The 15,651-nt window shown below is 71.2% G+C and carries 15 protein-coding genes; 3 read left to right on the top strand and 12 right to left on the bottom strand.

Going from position 1 to position 15,651, the window contains the following annotated elements; translation table 11 throughout:
- Positions 1–3 precede the first annotated feature (3 nt).
- The 3 genes from ACIA1L_RS02130 to ACIA1L_RS02120 are packed head-to-tail and all read right to left on the bottom strand — an operon-like array spanning position 4 to position 3,544.
- Entirely contained in the window at positions 4–2,079 is a 2,076-nt protein-coding gene (locus ACIA1L_RS02130; protein ID WP_396070518.1) for a xanthine dehydrogenase family protein molybdopterin-binding subunit, read from the bottom strand.
- Positions 2,076–3,059, bottom strand: coding sequence for an FAD binding domain-containing protein (locus tag ACIA1L_RS02125; RefSeq protein ID WP_396070516.1), 984 nt, complete (start codon positions 3,057–3,059; stop codon positions 2,076–2,078). Before ACIA1L_RS02125 ends, ACIA1L_RS02130 begins: the two co-directional genes overlap by 4 nt.
- Positions 3,056–3,544 (bottom strand): 2Fe-2S iron-sulfur cluster-binding protein, encoded by a 489-nt coding sequence (locus ACIA1L_RS02120; protein ID WP_396070514.1) that lies wholly within the window; start codon positions 3,542–3,544, stop codon positions 3,056–3,058. Before ACIA1L_RS02120 ends, ACIA1L_RS02125 begins: the two co-directional genes overlap by 4 nt.
- Before the next feature lie 61 nt (positions 3,545–3,605).
- On the opposite strand from ACIA1L_RS02120, the gene ACIA1L_RS02115 reads away from it, so the two are divergent.
- A complete protein-coding gene (locus tag ACIA1L_RS02115; RefSeq protein ID WP_396070513.1) occupies positions 3,606–4,685 on the top strand; it encodes an NAD-dependent epimerase/dehydratase family protein in 1,080 nt (359 codons plus the stop codon).
- A gap of 1 nt (position 4,686) precedes the next feature.
- Here the strand turns inward: ACIA1L_RS02115 and ACIA1L_RS02110 are convergent, their stop codons facing one another.
- Entirely contained in the window at positions 4,687–5,430 is a 744-nt protein-coding gene (locus tag ACIA1L_RS02110) for a helix-turn-helix domain-containing protein (RefSeq protein ID WP_396070991.1), read from the bottom strand.
- Positions 5,431–5,501: 71 nt separating this feature from the next.
- On the opposite strand from ACIA1L_RS02110, the gene ACIA1L_RS02105 reads away from it, so the two are divergent.
- Entirely contained in the window at positions 5,502–6,002 is a 501-nt protein-coding gene (locus ACIA1L_RS02105) for a VOC family protein (RefSeq protein ID WP_396070511.1), read from the top strand.
- Positions 6,003–6,151: 149 nt separating this feature from the next.
- On the opposite strand, the gene ACIA1L_RS02100 is transcribed toward ACIA1L_RS02105, so the two are convergent.
- From ACIA1L_RS02100 to ACIA1L_RS02070, 7 genes are all read right to left on the bottom strand, one after another.
- Positions 6,152–6,946, bottom strand: coding sequence for an endo alpha-1,4 polygalactosaminidase (locus ACIA1L_RS02100; protein WP_396070510.1), 795 nt, complete (start codon positions 6,944–6,946; stop codon positions 6,152–6,154).
- A gap of 82 nt (positions 6,947–7,028) precedes the next feature.
- Positions 7,029–8,165, bottom strand: a complete 1,137-nt coding sequence (locus ACIA1L_RS02095; RefSeq protein ID WP_396070509.1) for a peptidoglycan recognition family protein — start codon at positions 8,163–8,165, stop codon at positions 7,029–7,031.
- A gap of 11 nt (positions 8,166–8,176) precedes the next feature.
- A complete protein-coding gene (locus tag ACIA1L_RS02090; RefSeq protein ID WP_396070508.1) occupies positions 8,177–8,827 on the bottom strand; it encodes a GntR family transcriptional regulator in 651 nt (216 codons plus the stop codon).
- Between the two features lie 9 nt (positions 8,828–8,836).
- Positions 8,837–9,667 carry a biotin-dependent carboxyltransferase family protein gene (locus ACIA1L_RS02085; protein ID WP_396070506.1) on the bottom strand — a complete coding sequence of 277 codons (831 nt, stop codon included), beginning with the start codon at positions 9,665–9,667 and terminating at the stop codon, positions 8,837–8,839.
- Complete coding sequence (locus tag ACIA1L_RS02080; protein ID WP_396070505.1) at positions 9,664–10,281, bottom strand: allophanate hydrolase subunit 1; 618 nt, start codon at positions 10,279–10,281, stop codon at positions 9,664–9,666. The genes ACIA1L_RS02085 and ACIA1L_RS02080 overlap by 4 nt, the downstream gene beginning before the upstream one ends.
- Complete coding sequence (locus tag ACIA1L_RS02075) at positions 10,278–11,039, bottom strand: LamB/YcsF family protein (RefSeq protein ID WP_396070504.1); 762 nt, start codon at positions 11,037–11,039, stop codon at positions 10,278–10,280. The genes ACIA1L_RS02080 and ACIA1L_RS02075 overlap by 4 nt, the downstream gene beginning before the upstream one ends.
- A gap of 55 nt (positions 11,040–11,094) precedes the next feature.
- Positions 11,095–11,745 carry a class I SAM-dependent methyltransferase gene (locus ACIA1L_RS02070; protein WP_396070502.1) on the bottom strand — a complete coding sequence of 217 codons (651 nt, stop codon included), beginning with the start codon at positions 11,743–11,745 and terminating at the stop codon, positions 11,095–11,097.
- An 85-nt stretch (positions 11,746–11,830) separates the two neighbouring features.
- On the opposite strand from ACIA1L_RS02070, the gene ACIA1L_RS02065 reads away from it, so the two are divergent.
- Positions 11,831–14,902, top strand: coding sequence for a putative bifunctional diguanylate cyclase/phosphodiesterase (locus ACIA1L_RS02065; RefSeq protein ID WP_396070501.1), 3,072 nt, complete (start codon positions 11,831–11,833; stop codon positions 14,900–14,902).
- Here ACIA1L_RS02065 and ACIA1L_RS02060 read toward each other — a convergent pair.
- Positions 14,899–15,651: an ROK family protein gene (locus tag ACIA1L_RS02060; protein ID WP_396070500.1), complete on the bottom strand. Its 753-nt coding sequence runs from the start codon at positions 15,649–15,651 to the stop codon at positions 14,899–14,901. The two genes, ACIA1L_RS02065 and ACIA1L_RS02060, sit on opposite strands and share 4 nt — an antisense overlap.

Below are 15,651 nucleotides of genomic sequence, written 5' to 3'. Positions count from 1 at the left end.
CGATCAGTCGCCCAGGTGCGGCAACAGCTTGTCCAGGCGTACGGGCAGATCCCGGACCCTGATCCCGGTCGCATGCCATACCGCGTTGATGATCGCGGCGGGTGAGCCGACGATGCCGATCTCCCCGATGCCCTTGCTGCCCATCGGATTGAGCTCGTCGTCCTGCTCGTCGATCCACTCGGCGTCGATCCACTCCACGTCGGCGTGCACCGGCACGTGATACTCGCCGAGGTCGTGGTTGACCCACTCCCCCATCGCCGGATCGAGCACGCCCTCCTCGTGCAGGGCCATGCCCATGCCCATCGTCATGCCGCCGATGAACTGGCTCCGGGCGGTCCGCGGATTGAGGATGCGCCCGGCCGCGTACATGCCGAAGAGGCGCGAGACGCGGACCTCGCCGGTGTCGGCGTCCACGCGTACCTCGGCGAAGTGTGCGCCGTATGTGTGTTTACCCTCCGCCTCCAGCTGCTTGACCAGCTCGGTGGTGTCAAAGGTGGCCTCGTCGCGGCCGGAGTTGCGCAGCTCGCGGCAGGCGCCGGTCACCGCCCAGCCCCACGAGGCGGTGCCGGACGAGCCACCTGCCACCGAGGCCTTCGGCAGCGTGCTGTCGCCGATCCGGACCCGCACCTGCTCGGGTAGTAAGCCCAACTCGTCCGCGGCGATCTGGGTCAGGACGGTCCGCGCCCCGGTGCCCAGGTCGGCGGCGGCGATCGCCACCTCGACCGAGCCGTCCGGCGCCCGACGGACCCGGGCGGTCGACGGCATCGCCATGGCCGGATAGGTGGCACCCGCGACGCCGGTGCCGATCCACCAGGAGCCTTCGCGGCGGCGACGCGGCCGGTGGTCCCGGTCGGCCCAACCGAACCGGCGAGCACCTTCGCGCAGGCAGGTCAGGTAGTGCCGGCTGCTGAACGGCACGCCGCTCTCCGGCTCAGCCTTCGGCTCGTTACGCACCCGCAGCTCGATCGGGTCCAGGCCCAGCTCGGCGGCCAGCTCGTCCATCGCACATTCCAGGCCGACCATGCCGGGTGCCTCGCCCGGCGCCCGCATCCAGCGCGGGGTGGGCAGGTCGAGGCGGACCAGGCGGTGGCCGGTGCGCCGGTTGGGGGCGGCGTACATGTGTCGGGTGGCGACGGTCGTCTGCTCGGCGTACTCATAAATCCGGGAACTCTGCTCGACGGCCTGATGGTCGATCGCCGTGAGCGTGCCGTCGCGCTCGGCGCCGAGCCGGATGCGTTGCAGGGTGGGCGTGCGGTAGCCGACCATGCTGAACATCGCCTGCCGGGGCAGGGCCAGCTTGACCGGCACCCCGGCGACCTTGGCACCCATGGCGGCGAGCACGGCGTTGGCCCGGGCGGTGCCCTTCGAGCCGAAGCCGCCGCCGACATGCTCGCTGATGACGTGCACCTGCTCCGCCGGCAGGCCGAAGACGCCGCCGACAGCCTGCGCCACGCCGGGCGGGTGCTGGTTGGAGTCATAGAGCGTCAGCTCATCGTCGCCGGTCCACACGGCGATGGTCGCGTGCGGCTCCATCGGGTTGTTGTGCAACGCCGGCGTGCTGTAACGGACGTCCACCGTGACCGGCGCCGCGGCGAACGCGGCCTCGACGTCGCCGGCCTCGGTCACCGCCGGGAAGTCCGGGTTCACCGTTTCCGGCGTGTAGAGCTCCGGGTGGTCCACGCGCAGGATCGCATCGTGCGGCTCGGCGTCGATCTCCAGACGCACGACCTGAGCGGCCCTGCGGGCGGCTTCGAAGGTACGGGCGACGACCAGTGCCACCGCCTGCCCGCGGTAGCTGATCCGGTCCGACTGCAGCACCGCCAGCTCCGGATCGTCCGGCTGCACCAGCTTCGGCGCGTTGCCGTGCCACAGCACCGCGAGCACGTCGTCGGCCTCGGTCAACGGGTCCACCACCACCGACGTCAGCGTGCCGCGCGGGACGGGCGACTGGACGACCCATGCGTACGCGACGCCGGTCACCGGATACTCAGCGGCGTACTTGGCGGCACCGGTCACCTTCGCCGGGCCCTCGATCCGGGCAAGCGGACTGCCGACCGCCCGCGGCGTCGTAGTGGTCACGTGCACTCCCCCGTCAGTCGGGTCAGCACAGCCGACACCAGATTGCGGATCAACGAAATCTTGTACGCGTTGTCGCGGAGCGGCACCGCTTCGGCCAACTCCGCGTCAGCGGCGGCGAGGAACTCGGCCCGGGTCGCCGGCCGGCCGCGCAGGGACTGCTCCGCCGCGTACGCCCGCCAGGGTTTGTGGGCGACAGCCCCGAACGCCAGCCGGACGTCGCTGACGTGACCGTCCTCGACGGCGACCGCCGCGGCGACCGAGCCGACCGCAAAGGCGTAGGACGCCCGGTCCCGGGCCTTGCGGTAGGCGGACAGGCGCGCCATCGGCAGCGGTGGCAGGTCGACGGCGGTGATCAGCTCGCCGGGCCGCAACACCGTGTCCTGTTCCGGAGAGTCGCCGGGCAGCCGGTGGAAGCCGGTGACCGGCACCTCGCGCTCGCCGTCCGGGCCGCTGATCTGGACGGTCGCATCCAGCGCCACCAGCGCGACCGCCATGTCCGACGGATGCGTGGCGACGCAGTGCTCCGATGCGCCCAGAATCGCGAGATTGCGGTGATCGCCGTCGCGGGCCGGGCAGCCGCTGCCCGGCTCATGCTTGTTGCACGGCTTGGTCATGTCCATGAAGTAGCGACAGCGGGTCCGCTGCACCAGATTTCCGCCGGTCGTAGCCATGTTGCGGAGCTGGCCGGACGCCCCCGCGAGCAGCGCCTGACTCAGCACCGGATAGTCGCGGCGCACCGCCGGGTCCGCGGCCAGGTCGCTGTTGCGCACGCCGGCGCCGATCCGCAGGCCACCGCCGGGCAGCGCGGTCACCTCGCGCAGCGGCAACCGGTTGATGTCGACCAGCAGGTCCGGGGTGGCGACGCCGAGCTTCATCAAGTCCACGAGGTTGGTACCGCCGGCCAGGAACGTGGCGCCGTCAGTCCAGGCGGCCAGAGCCGAGGCCACATCGGTCGCGGGGGTGTAGGCGAAGGTTTTCACCGGCCGGCCGCCTCGGCGATGGCCGGGACGATGGTGGCGTACGCGCCGCAGCGGCACAGGTTGCCGCTCATCCGTTCCCTGATCTCCGCATCGTCGAGCGTCACCTCGTCGCCCTCGGTCACCGCGCTGGGCCAGCCGCAGGCGACCTCGTGCAGCATGCCCGCCGCCGAGCAGATCTGGCCCGGCGTGCAGTAGCCGCACTGATAGCCGTCCTGCTCCAGGAAGGCCCGCTGCACCGGGTGCGGCTCCTCCTGGGTGCCGAGACCCTCGACCGTGACGACCCGGGCATCTTGCTGGCTGATCGCCAGCACCAGGCAACTGTTCACCCGGCGCCCGTCCAGCAGCACCGTGCAGGCGCCGCACTGGCCGTGGTCGCAGCCCTTCTTGGCGCCGGTCAGGCCGAGATGTTCGCGCAAGGCGTCCAGCAGGGTGGTGCGCGGATCGAGGTCCAGGGTGCGCTCGACGGAGTTGACGACGAGATTCATGCCCGATGCGTACCCAAGGTCACCAGATTCAACCGGCTTGCCACCGGGTACCCCGGTCCTTATGCGTGTGGTGATCGTCGGAGCGAGCGGAAACGCCGGCACGGCCCTGCTGCGGAGGCTGCGCAACGAGCCCGGGATGGACCTCGCCGGGGTGGTTCGGCGGCTGCCCGCCACCACGGAACCGCCGTATGACGCGGTGGAATGGCACTCCTGTGACATCGGCGCCCCGGACGCGGCCGGCCGGCTGACCGAGCTGTTCCGCGGTGCCGACGCCGTGGTGCATCTGGCCTGGCAGATTCAGCCCAGCCACGACCAGCGCCTGCTGTACCGCACCAATGTCACGGGCAGCCGGGCCGTCGTCGAAGGCGTGCTGCGCGCGGGGGTCCCCACCCTGGTCTACGCGTCGTCGGTCGGCGTCTACTCGCCCGGCCCCAAGGACGCCTATGTGACCGAGGAATACCCGCGGTTCGGCATCCGCGGCTCGTCGTACAGCCGGCACAAGGCACTCGTGGAAACGCTGCTGGATCGGGTCGAGTCGGATCATCCGACGCTGCGCGTGGTCCGGTTGCGGCCGGGGCTGATCTTCCAGCGCGAGGTCGGCACCGAGATCGGCCGCTACTTCGCCGGCCCGCTGCTGCCGGCTCGCCTGCTGCGGTACGGCCGCATCCCGATCATCCCGTCCCACCCGGCACTGCGGGTGCAGGCGGTGCATGCCGACGACCTGGCTGACGCGTACGCCCGCGCGCTGACCGCAGACGTCCGCGGCGCCTTCAACGTGGCGGCGGGGCCGGTGCTGGATCCCACGGTCGCCGCCCGTGCCTTCCACGGCCGGGAGGTGCCGGTGCCGGGCCTCCTGCTGCGCGGTGCCGCCGATCTCAGTTGGCGGCTGCGACTGCAACCGGTGGATGCGGGCTGGGTGCGGCTGGGGCTGAAGGCGCCCCTGATGTCCTGTGACCGGATCGCGGCCGAGCTGGGCTGGCGGCCGCTGACCGACGCCGTGCACACGCTGAAGGAATTGGTCGCGGGCCTGGCCGAGCGTGCCCACACGGACAGTCCGCCGCTTTCCAGCGATCCGGAGCTGCCGGGCCGGCTGGGCGGGGTGCTGAGGGGTCGGTTGCCCGGGTCCGGGAATCCGTACTGAGTCAGGACACGTCGCGGCGATAGGTGCTCAGCGTCAGGCCGAGGACCGCCCGGAACTCGTTAGCCAGATGCGCGTGGTCGCTGTAGCCCAGTTCGGCGGCGAGATCAGCCAGCGTCGCCGCGGGATCGGTGCGCAGCCGGGCCGCGGCCTCCTGCAACCGGCGCCGTCGGATCATCGCCAGCGGGGGCAGGCCGACGTAGCGGGCAGCCAGACGTTGCAGCGTGCGAACGGACACCGACAAACGGTCGGCGACGTCCTCGACCGTACGGATGTCGGCGTCAGCGTCGATCAGATCCGTCATGGTGTTGGCCAGTAATGCTTCCTCGGACGGCGACCCCACAGCGGCCCTGATCCAGGCAGCCACGTCCGCGACCGCGGTGTGCGGATCGCTCGGCATGCTCGCCCGCACCTGCCGCACCAGGCCCGGGGCTTCGACGAGAACCGAAGCGTCGCGCAGCGTCTGCGGATCCGCGAGGAAATGCGGCACCGCCGCGGGTCGTAGCAGGGCACCGACGGCCCAGCCGGTGCCGGTGAGGTCGCGGTACGACGCCCGGGTGGTCGGCCCGGTGACCTCCGCCGAGTCCGCGTAGAGGACCAGGTTGCTGGCGGGATAGGCAATGACATGTTGGCGGGAGGTCCGGCCGGGCTGCAGGTGCCACCGCGGGATCCAGAACCAGCGCACCAGCTCGGCGGCGCCGGCCGGGGCGGGCAGCCGTGCAAAGGTGGGTAGCCGCGCGGGATACAGGACTCCGCGCGGGGCGTCCTGTCGCGAATCTTCAAGCCCGTCGCCGTCCGCCACACCTAGCATCGTGCCTTATGACAGAACGCATTCCCGCAGCTGACGGCAAGTACACCACGAACGGCACACCGCACGGCGCCACCAGCCTGACGCCGTTTCTGGCTATCGCGAACGCCCGCGACGCGATCGAGTTCTACGTCAAGAACTTCGGGGCGCGGCAGGTCGACGTGACCGAGATGGGCGGCGTCGTGGCACACGCGGTGCTCGACTTTGGCGCCGGCCAGCTCCAGCTCGGCGAGCCGATGCCCGGCTACGGGCTGATCGCAGCTCCGGAAGGCGACGAGGACTGCTATTCCATCGGCCTGTACTGCCCGGACGTCGACGCGGTGGTCGAGCGTGCGGTGGCGGCGGGCGCGACGGTTCGCGAAGCGCCGACCACCTTCGTGTCCGGCGACCGGTTCGCCAGCATCCGCGACCCGTTCGGCGTCCGCTGGTCCGTCATGACCCGGGTCGAGGATCTGTCCGAAGAGGAAAGCGCCCGCCGGGTCGCCGAATGGGCGCAGAGCCAACAACCCTGACGACCCGCAGAGCCGGTCTTGCGGAGGGCTTGAGCCTGGCGGGCGATGCTGGTGTCAGGAAGCCATCCGGGTCCGAGCGGCTGAGATCCCCAGGCCTGGCTGAGCGCATGTGACGGCCCTCCCCCGGGAGGGCCGTCGTGCTGTGCGGGTCAGGGGCAGGTCTGGCGCCATTCGCTGAGGCTGCGCTTCTTGCGAATCGCGGCGAAGCCCAGTTTGCGGGCCGGTGCGCAGAACGTCTGCACGGCCACCTCGTACTCGATCTCGAAGACCGGCTTGCCCGCCTTGACGAACGGCGTGAGCAGGTGGCACTCCTTGAAGTACGCGCACTGCTCGTTGACCGCGAAGTCGAAGGAGCTGACGAGCTGCGGCACCTGGTCCAGGTCGTTCTTGAGGCCGACGGCAAGACCGAGGCTGTGGGCGACCTTGGCGATCCGCCGGTTGTAGGTGAGCTGGTCGGCGGCGGTGAGGCCGACGCCGTTGTCGTTCGCGTACCCGTCGACGTTGTCCGGGTCGACCGCGTCGAAGCCCTTGTCCCGGCAGAGCCGCATGCGCTCCTTCATGATCGGGCCGAGGACGTCCCAGCGGCGGACGTCGAGCCACTTCTCGCCGGGCCAGCCGTCGAGGTCCTTGCCGAGCACGTCGGCCGGGAACTGGTTCTTGTCGGCGCGCCAGTCTTCGTACGAGCCGGCGCTGAAGTAGCAGATGACCTTAGCGCCGCGCCGGTGGAGCTGGGTGATCTGCTGGGCGGTCGTCGCGTCGCCGTCGAGGTCGTAGACGGTCGCGGGGACGGTGAGGTCGATCTTGCCACTGAACTGGATCTGCCAGCGCAACGCAGCCGACGCCTTGGGCTTCCACCAGCCAGAGGTGGCTGCCTGGGCCGGTACGGCAGTGGACAGCAGCAGGGCAACCAGGCCGGCAATCACACCGAGGCGTCGAAAAGTCACGGAGAGTTTCATCGGCGTGGTCGCGCCGATCCTGAGCAGATCGCCCGGCCAGCGAAGCACCAACCGGGCGGTCGCTCGCGTCCTACTTGCCGGCCGGCACGGTGATCGGCGGCAGCTTCTTCGCCAGCGCGGCAACATCCTGGCGGATGCCGGGCAGCAGCTCGTAAAGCTTGTCACCCGGGCACAGGGTGGCGCCGGCGTCCGGGTTGGCGCGGTTCCAGTCCTGGTGCGTGGTGATGGTGTTGAGGGTCGCCTTCTTCCCGGAGATCGGGTTGACGTACTCCGTGGTCGCCAGCGGGTCGAGCTTGGCGGTGGCGGCGAACCGGGCGAGCACCACCTTGAGCGAGCGCAGGGCGGCAGCGCTCGGCGGGGCCTGCATGTAGTTGCCGAGCAGGCAGATCCCGACGTTGCCGCCGTTGAAGCCACCGACGTGCGCGCCGTTGACCGCCAGCGGCAGGCCGTCCGGGCCCGGCGTCGGACCGAAGACCGGCACGGCGTCCGGGTCGGAATACGCGCCCTCGTACACCCGGCCGTCGGCGTCGATCAGCAGCTGGTAGCCGATGTCGCCGAAGTCCTGCGTGATGGCCTGGTTGTAGTAGATGCCCCGGATGTGCGCGATCGGGTCGGCCACCGGCACGTCCTCGCCGCTGTGGTGCACGGTCAGCGTCTGCACCTTGAAGTACTTCAGGTCCAGCTTCGGGGTGCCGTCCGGGTTGAACCGGTACGACTCGTCGGCACCCCACGCCGCGCGGCTCAGGTACTGCGGGCACATCTGCCGGGGGACGTTCATCGGCAGGCGGGTCTGCGCGGCGGCGACCGTACGTTTCGGACCGTCCACGGTGTTGATCTCGACCACCGAGACGCCCTCGCCGCGCACCTCGTAGTCCAGCACCCCATCGGCCTGGATCAGCATGTTGGGCTGCACGACCCGGCCATCGGGGCCGCCCGGGCACACGGACGGCGTGCGCCACGGCTGCCAGCCGTTCTCGGTGCGGAGCCGCACGGAGGCGGCGCCGTCGACGGACAGGTGGGTGAGCGGGAGCTCAGGAGCGATCGCAACGCCGGAGGGGACGGCACCACGACTCGCCGACAGCGTCTCCGGCACGCTCGCGCCGGCAGTGCCGGGGGCAGCGGAGGCTGAGCGGGACGCCGCGAGGGACAGGGGCGCGGCGACCGCGAGGCCGGTGGCACCACGCAGAAGGGATCGACGGGAAATCATGTGTGCCGAGCCTAGTGAACGCTCGCAAGGTTGCCGAGGACGATGCGTTCCGAGGTCAGCAGATACTCGCGGAGCAGCTGCGCGGCGCGGATCGCTTCGCCGGCCTCGTACATCGCGGTGATGTCGGCGTTCATCGCGACGAACGGGCGGTGCAGGGCCGCCAGGTCCGGCGCGGCGGCGAAGGACAGGCGCAGTTCCGCGGTGAGCTGCGCCATCCACGCGGTAAGGCGGGGACTACCGGCCAGCGCGACGATCTGCTCGTGGAAATGCATGTTGGCTGTGCCCACGGCCCACCAGTCGCCCGCCGCCGCGGCCCGGGCCGCTTCGTCGATCGCCGCCCGCATCCCGGCGGCCTGCGGTGGGTCGGTCGGCGCCTGCTCCAGCGCGGAGCATTCCAGCAGCACGCGTACGCGGTAGATGTCGGCGATCTGCGCAGGGCTGAGCGAGGCCACGAACACCCCCCGGTTTGGGTGCCGGACCAGCAGGCCTTCCTCGATGAGTGTGGAGAACGCCTCGCGCAGGGTGTTGCGGGAGACGCCGAGCGGCCCGGTCAGCGACGACTCGGCGAGTCGGGTGCCGGGCGCCAGCTCACCGTCGATCATCAACTGGCGCAGCTGGGCCACTGCCCGGGCCGCGGACCCGGCTCTCTGCACGGTCGGCACGTCCTTGAGTCAATCAGCCCACGGGGCCAGCGTGAACCGGACCGTCGCCCCGGGGCGAAGCTGGGCCGCGCGGTCCGCCGCTGCCGGGGTGAGCACCGCGAGCACCGGGTAGCCGCCGGTCACCGGATGGTCGGCCTGGAAGACGATGGGCTGCCCGTCCGGGGGCACCTGAACCGCCCCGCGGACGACGCCCTCGCTGGGCAGCTCGGCGGTTCGCGACCGGGCCAGCGCGGGACCGTCGAGCCGCAGCCCGATCGCATTGCCGGCCGGTGTGACGGTGTAGGTGGCACTGAGGAAGGTTTTGACCGCCGCGGCCGTGAACCAGTCGTCCCGCGGGCCCAGATCCACCTCGAGGTCGGTCGGCAACACGGCACCGGCCGGCGATGCGCCGATCGGAAGGATGTCCCCCGCCACCGGACGCGGCGGGCCCAGACCCGCCAGCAGGTCGGTCGACCGTGACCCCAGCACCGGTGCCACGTCGATGCCGCCGCGGACGGCCAGGTAGCTGCGCAGTCCGCGCTTCGGCACGGACACCGCAACGGTCACTCCAGCGAGCACCCGCGCCACTTCCCCGGCGCCGATGCTGACACCGTCCACCAGCAACACCGCGTCGGTCCCGGTCAGCGCCAGCACTGCGGGCTCGTCGAGGCAGAACTGCAAGCCACCGAGGGTGCATTCCAGGACCGCGGCTCCCGGCGGGTTGCCGACCAGGGCGTTGGCGCGGGCGTACGCCTGTCGGTCCACCGCCCCGGAGGGTGCGACGCCCTGGTGCGCGTGCCCCGGGCGACCGGCGTCCTTGATGACGGTCAGCGGGCCGGGGCGCAGGATGGTCAGGTTCACTCGGGCACCGCCGTAAAGGTCACCCGGACGCCAGGGAGGAGCAGCGCGGGCTCCGGCCGCGCGAGGTCCCACATCCGCTCGGTGGTGCGGCCGATGAGCTGCCAGCCACCCGGGCTGTCGTTCGGGTAGACGCCGGAAAAGCGGCCCGCCAGGGCGACCGAGCCGGCCGGAATGCGGGTCCGCGGCGACGCACGCCGGGGCACGTCCAGCGACGGGTCGTCGCCGGTGAGATAGCCGAAGCCCGGGGCGAAACCGCCGAACGCGACCGTCCACCGCGCACCGGTGTGCCGGGCGACCACCTCGTCGGTGCTGACCCCGAGTCGGGTGGCGACCTCGCCCAGATCGGGACCGTCGTAGACCACCGGGATCCGCACCCGACCGGCCTCGGCCGGCACCGCATCGCTGGGGCGGAGGGCGGCGGTCGCCGCCCGGACCGCCGCCGGGCAGGTGACCGCCGGGTCCAGCCGGATCAGCACCGTACGCGCGGCCGGGACGAGGTCGACCACGCCGGGCAGCCGGGCGGTACGCAGGGCGGCGTACAGCGCGAGGGCCGCGTCGAGATCGTCGACCTCCGCGAGCACGGCCTCCCGCCCACAGCGCAGGAACCGGGTCATTCCGATCCGCCGGCGAACGCCGTGACGGCCACGCCCGCCGCAGTGAGGGCATCGTGCACCGCGCGGGCGATGGCGACCGCTCCGGGCGAGTCGCCGTGCACGCAGATCGAGTCGGCTTCGATCTTGAGCAGGGATCCGTCGCTGGCGACCAGGGTGCGGTCGGTGACCAGTCGGACCATCCGTTCGGCGATCTCGGCCGGGTCGTGCAGCAGGGCTCCCGCCGAGCTCCGCGGCACCAACGTGCCGTCGGGCTGGTAGCCCCGATCGGCGAAGGCCTCGCGCACTGTCCGCAGCCCGGCATCCTCGGCGAGCCTGAGCAGGGCTGAGCCGGGCAGACCGAGCAGCGGCAGATCCGGGTCGTAGCGGCGAACCGCGTCGACCACCGCGGCCGCCTGCCGCTCGTGGTGGACGACGGCGTGGTAGAGCGCACCGTGCGGCTTGACGTAGAGGATCCGGTCTCCCGCGGCGCGGGCGAGGCCATCGAGCGCACCGAGTTGATAGATCACGTCGGCGACCAGATCCGCGGACTCGTAGTCGATGAACCGGCGGCCGAAGCCGGCCAGGTCGCGATAGCCCACCTGAGCACCGATGACCACGCCACGGGTTACCGCCTGCTCGCAGGTGGCGAGCAGGGTCCGCGGGTCACCGGCGTGGAAGCCACAGGCCAGGTTGGCGCTGCTGACGAGTTCCAGCAGCGCCGCATCGTCGCCGAGTGTCCAGGCGCCGAAGCCCTCACCCAGGTCACTGTTGAGGTCCATACCGTCACCCTAGGTATCGTTCAACGATCCTGCAAGAATTGTTCAACAATCTGGGTCACCGGGCGCTGCCGAGTACCTGCCACACCGTCGTCCGGCGCATCGGCACGCCCTCCAGACCCTCATGCACCGGCACGTCGTACTCGGCTCGACGCACCAGACCCTCAGCCGGCAGATACGCCCGTCCCGGATCCCCCACCAGCACCAGGACACCCCGCCCGGCCGCGGCGCGCAGGAACGGCAGCACCCGACCGGCCATCTCCCGGCTGTAGAAGACGTCGCCGGCGAGCACCACGCCCGATGGCTCGTACCCGCCGCTCAGGAGATCTCCCTCGACGGCCTCGACCCGCACCCGGTTGGCCTCCGCATTAACCAAGGCCGCGGCCAGCGACAGCGGGTCGATGTCGTTGGCGGTCACCGGCCGCCCACCGGCCTTTGCCGCGGCGACCGCGGTCACCCCCGAACCGGCAGCCAGGTCCAGCACCGCGCGCCCCGCCACCAGATCCGGCTCGTCGAGCACGTGCCGGGCCAGCGCCTGCCCACCCGCCCACGCGAAAGCCCAGAACGGCGGCGGCTGCTCCGCGCCACCCACCTCGGTGCGCTCCCACAGCGCGATCGGGTCCTCAGCCTGGTGCAACATCAGCTCAGGCAGCAACGGTACGGGAGCGAGCCGCGTATGCGCGCGGACGAAATCGGCAGAAGTGACCACCCCGCGATTCTGCTCAGCTGCCCCAGCGCGTAACCGATCAGGGTCCCAGAGTGCCCCATGGACGCGAGATGAGGAGGGAACGAGCATGCCGGCACGGTGGGCTGCCGCCCTCTTCGGTGCGGTGATGGCAGGTCTCGGCGTCCTCTTTTCGCTCGAGCCGGCGTTCCGGACGCCCGTACGCTTGCTCGCCGGCGCCCTCGCCGTGGCAGCCGTGCTCATCGGGCTGCGCTGGCACCGCCCGGCCGAACGCACCGGGTGGCACCTGCTGGCGATAGCGGTCGTCCTGTCCTCGGTCGGTTCAGCGGCCTACGCGCTGGGAACGGATGCACCCTGGCTGCGTACTGGCGGCACCATCGTTCTCCTGGGCTTCTATCCGGTGCTCGCCGTGGCGTTGTTCCTCTTCGTGCGGCACAGCACCAAGGGGCGGCGCGACCGTGGTGGGCTGCTCGACGCTCTCACGCTCACCTGCGGCGTGGGCCTGTTGGCCTGGACCTTCGTCATCGGCCCGCGGGTACGCGACGCGGACCTGGCCCTCGCCGACCGCGTTGTCCTCGTCGCCTTCCCGGTCGGCGGCCTGCTCTGCCTCGGCATGCTGGCCCGCCTGCTCATCAGCGTCCGCCGCCGACTGCCCGCCGTCCTCTGCCTCACCGCGGGCGTCGTGACGATGCTGGCCGTCGACGTGGTCACCGACCTCGCGGCGCTGAACCAGGACCTCGCCTACCTGGCCGTGTTCGGTCGGATCCCGCTGTACGCGGGCATCGGCGCCGCCGCCCTGCTGCCCTCCATGACCGAGCTGACCCGCGACGTAGTGCGGCAACCGGCCGAACTCAGCCGGACCCGGCTCGCCCTGCTGGCCCTGGCCTCGCTGGTCGCGCCCGCCGTCCTGATCTTCCAGGTCGGCGTCGACGGCCGGGTGCCCGACCTCACCGTGATCGCCGGACTGAGTGCGTGCACGTTCCTGCTGGTGCTCGCCCGGATGGCCGGGATCATGTCCAGCCACCGGCTGGCGCTCGCCCGCGAGCGAGGACTGCGCGAAGCCTCCGAGGCGCTGGTCTCGGCCGCAGATGCGGACGGGGTCGCGGAAGCGGTGCGCAAGGCCGTCGCCCAGCTCCTGCCGGCCGACACGATGCACCGCGTGGTGCTGGCGATGGCGTTCTCCGAGCCAGACCAGCCGGTCTCCGCGGAAACCGCGGCCCAGTCCGCCCAGGACCGTGCGGCGGGCACTTCCGCGCGGCTGGTCGCCACCCGCGACGTCGACTGGGCGGTCGCCGTCCGGATGACCCAGTTCCCCATGGTGCTGCGCTGTCCCCTGGTGCTCGCCGACCGCCCGACCGGCGACCCGCTGGTGGGTGTGCTGCACGTCGGCGCCCCCGCGAACGCGCTGCTCGGTCTGCAACGCGCGCTCGAAGTGCTCGCCACCCAGGTCGCGCTTGCGCTCGAACGGATCGCGCTGTCCGAGGAAGTCGTCCGGCGCAACAGCGAAGCCTATTTCCGGACGCTCGTGCTGAACACCTCGGACGTCATCCTGATCGTCGACGAGGAGGACCGCGTCCGGTACGCGAGCCCGTCCGCCGGTCACGTCCTCGGCGCCGACCCGGTCGGCGTCATGCTGCCCGACGTCATCCACCCGGGCGACCGCCCCCGCCTGTCCGGGGTGCTGGCCGGGGTACGCCGCGGAATGACCATGCCGACGGGCATCGACTTCCGCGCGGTGGGACGGCGGCGTACCGAGGTCATGCTCGAAATGCACTGCCGGGATCTGCGCGCCGACCAGACCGTTGCCGGCCTCGTCGTGACGCTGCGCGACGTGACCGAGCGGCGGCAGCTCGAACGCGAGCTGACCCACCAGGCGTTCCACGACGCGCTGACCGGCCTGGCGAACCGGGTGCTGTTCGCCGACCGGCTGCAGCACGCGCTGGCCCGCGGCGCCCGGGACGGCTCGGTGGTCGGGGTCCTCTTCATCGACCTCGACGACTTCAAGATCGTCAACGACACGCTGGGACACGCCGTCGGCGACCAGCTGCTCGTCGCGGTAGCCGAGCGCATCGCCGGCGCCCTCCGCGTCGACGACACCGCAGCCCGGCTCGGCGGCGACGAATTCGCCGCCCTCGTCGAGAACGTGCAGGACCCCGGTGCGGTCGAAGAGACCGCCGCCCGCATCCTGGCCGCGCTCGCCCACCCCATCATCATCGACGGCGAGCCCATGCAGGCCGTCGCCAGCATCGGCATCACCACCACCCCAGAGGCGGACAACGCCGACGAACTGCTGCGCCAGGCAGACCTCGCGCTCTACGTCGCGAAGGGCGCCGGTAAGAACCAGTGGCGCCGCTACCAGAGCCACCTGCACGGCGCGATGGTCGAACGCCTCGAACTCCGCTCGGCGCTGGACCACGCCGTCGCCGAAGGCAACTTCCTGCTGCAGTACCAGCCGATCGTGGACCTGGCCTCGGACGAGGCGGTCGGCTTCGAGGCACTGGTCCGCTGGCACCACCCCGAGCGCGGCGTCATCCCGCCCGACCAGTTCATCGAGGTCGCCGAGGAGAGCGGCCTGATCGTGCCGATGGGCCGCTGGGTCCTCGACCAGGCCCTGCACACGGTGGCCCAGTGGCGCCGCATCCTGCCCCGCACCCGCCAGCCGTACGTCAGCGTCAACGTGTCGGTCCGCCAGTTCCGCGAGGCCGGGTTCGTCGACCAGGTACGCGCGTCGCTGGACTTTGCGGGCGTACCCCCGCAGGCCCTCATGCTGGAGATCACCGAGACCCTGCTCATGGGCGACGACGAGCAGATCTGGTCCGACCTGGCGATCCTGCGCGACCTGGGCGTCCGCATCGCCATCGACGACTTCGGCACCGGCTACTCATCGCTGGGCTACCTGCGTCAGCGGCCGATCGACGTCCTGAAGATCGACAAGATGTTCATCGACGACATGGTCAACGACGACCAGCAGTTCGGCCTGGTCCGCGGCATCGTCAGCCTCGCGCACACCCTCAACCTGACCGTGGTCGCCGAAGGCATCGAAGACGCCACCCACCGCGAGATCCTGGCCCAGCTCGGCTGCCCCCTGGGCCAGGGCTACTTCTTCTCGTCACCCCTGGACGCCACCGAAGCCCTCAACTGGCTGCGTGCGCCCCAGGCGAGCATCGCCGCCGCGGCCTAACGCGCCTGCAGCGTCCAAGCCCGGACGCCACCCACAATGCCGGCGGTGTTCGGCACGACCACCACGTCGTCGCCCATCCGGGCCAGCTGCGCCGCGGTGATCAGGCGAGAGTTGCCGCCGCCCAGATAGAGGCGATCCCACAGGAAGACCGGCCGCAGCCCCTCCACCACGTTGCGGACCCGCCGCGACCACAGCGCATCCCCCAGCCGCCGCCGCTCGTGCTCCCCGATGTACGTGTCGTAACTCATCCCCCACCGCACCGGCGCCTGCGACATTTCCAGATGCGGCGCGAGCGACCCACCGTCGAACAGCGCGCACCCCAACCCGGTGCCCAAGGTCAGGATCAGCTCGCATCCGGTCCCCGCCACCACGCCGGCGCCGTGCACCTCAGCGTCGTTGAGCACCAGCGTCGGCAGCCCGAACGCCTCGGCCAGGGCGGTCCGCGCGTCATAGCCGTGCCAGGCGTCGACCAGCTCCGGATCCACCTTGGTCCGCGGCCCACTCCGCGTCACATAGTGCGGCGTCGCCACCACAACCCCGTGCCGCAGCATCCCCGGCATGCCCACGGTGACCCGGTCGGCGCTTGGCAACTGCTCGCCCAACTCCACCAGAGTCTTCACAAACAGATCCGGCGGCAGCGGGTACGGCGTGGGCACCCGCAACGGCTGCGCCCGCATCGTGCCGGCCTCATCAAGCACCGACCCCTTGATGCCTCCGCCGCCACAATCGATCGTCAGAGTGAAAGCCAC

The sequence above is a fragment of the Actinoplanes sp. NPDC051859 genome (genome assembly GCF_044452725.1).
Lineage (GTDB): Bacteria > Actinomycetota > Actinomycetes > Mycobacteriales > Micromonosporaceae > Actinoplanes.
The sequence above is the reverse complement of the archived record's forward strand: the minus strand, read 5'-3'. Positions and strand labels throughout refer to the sequence as shown.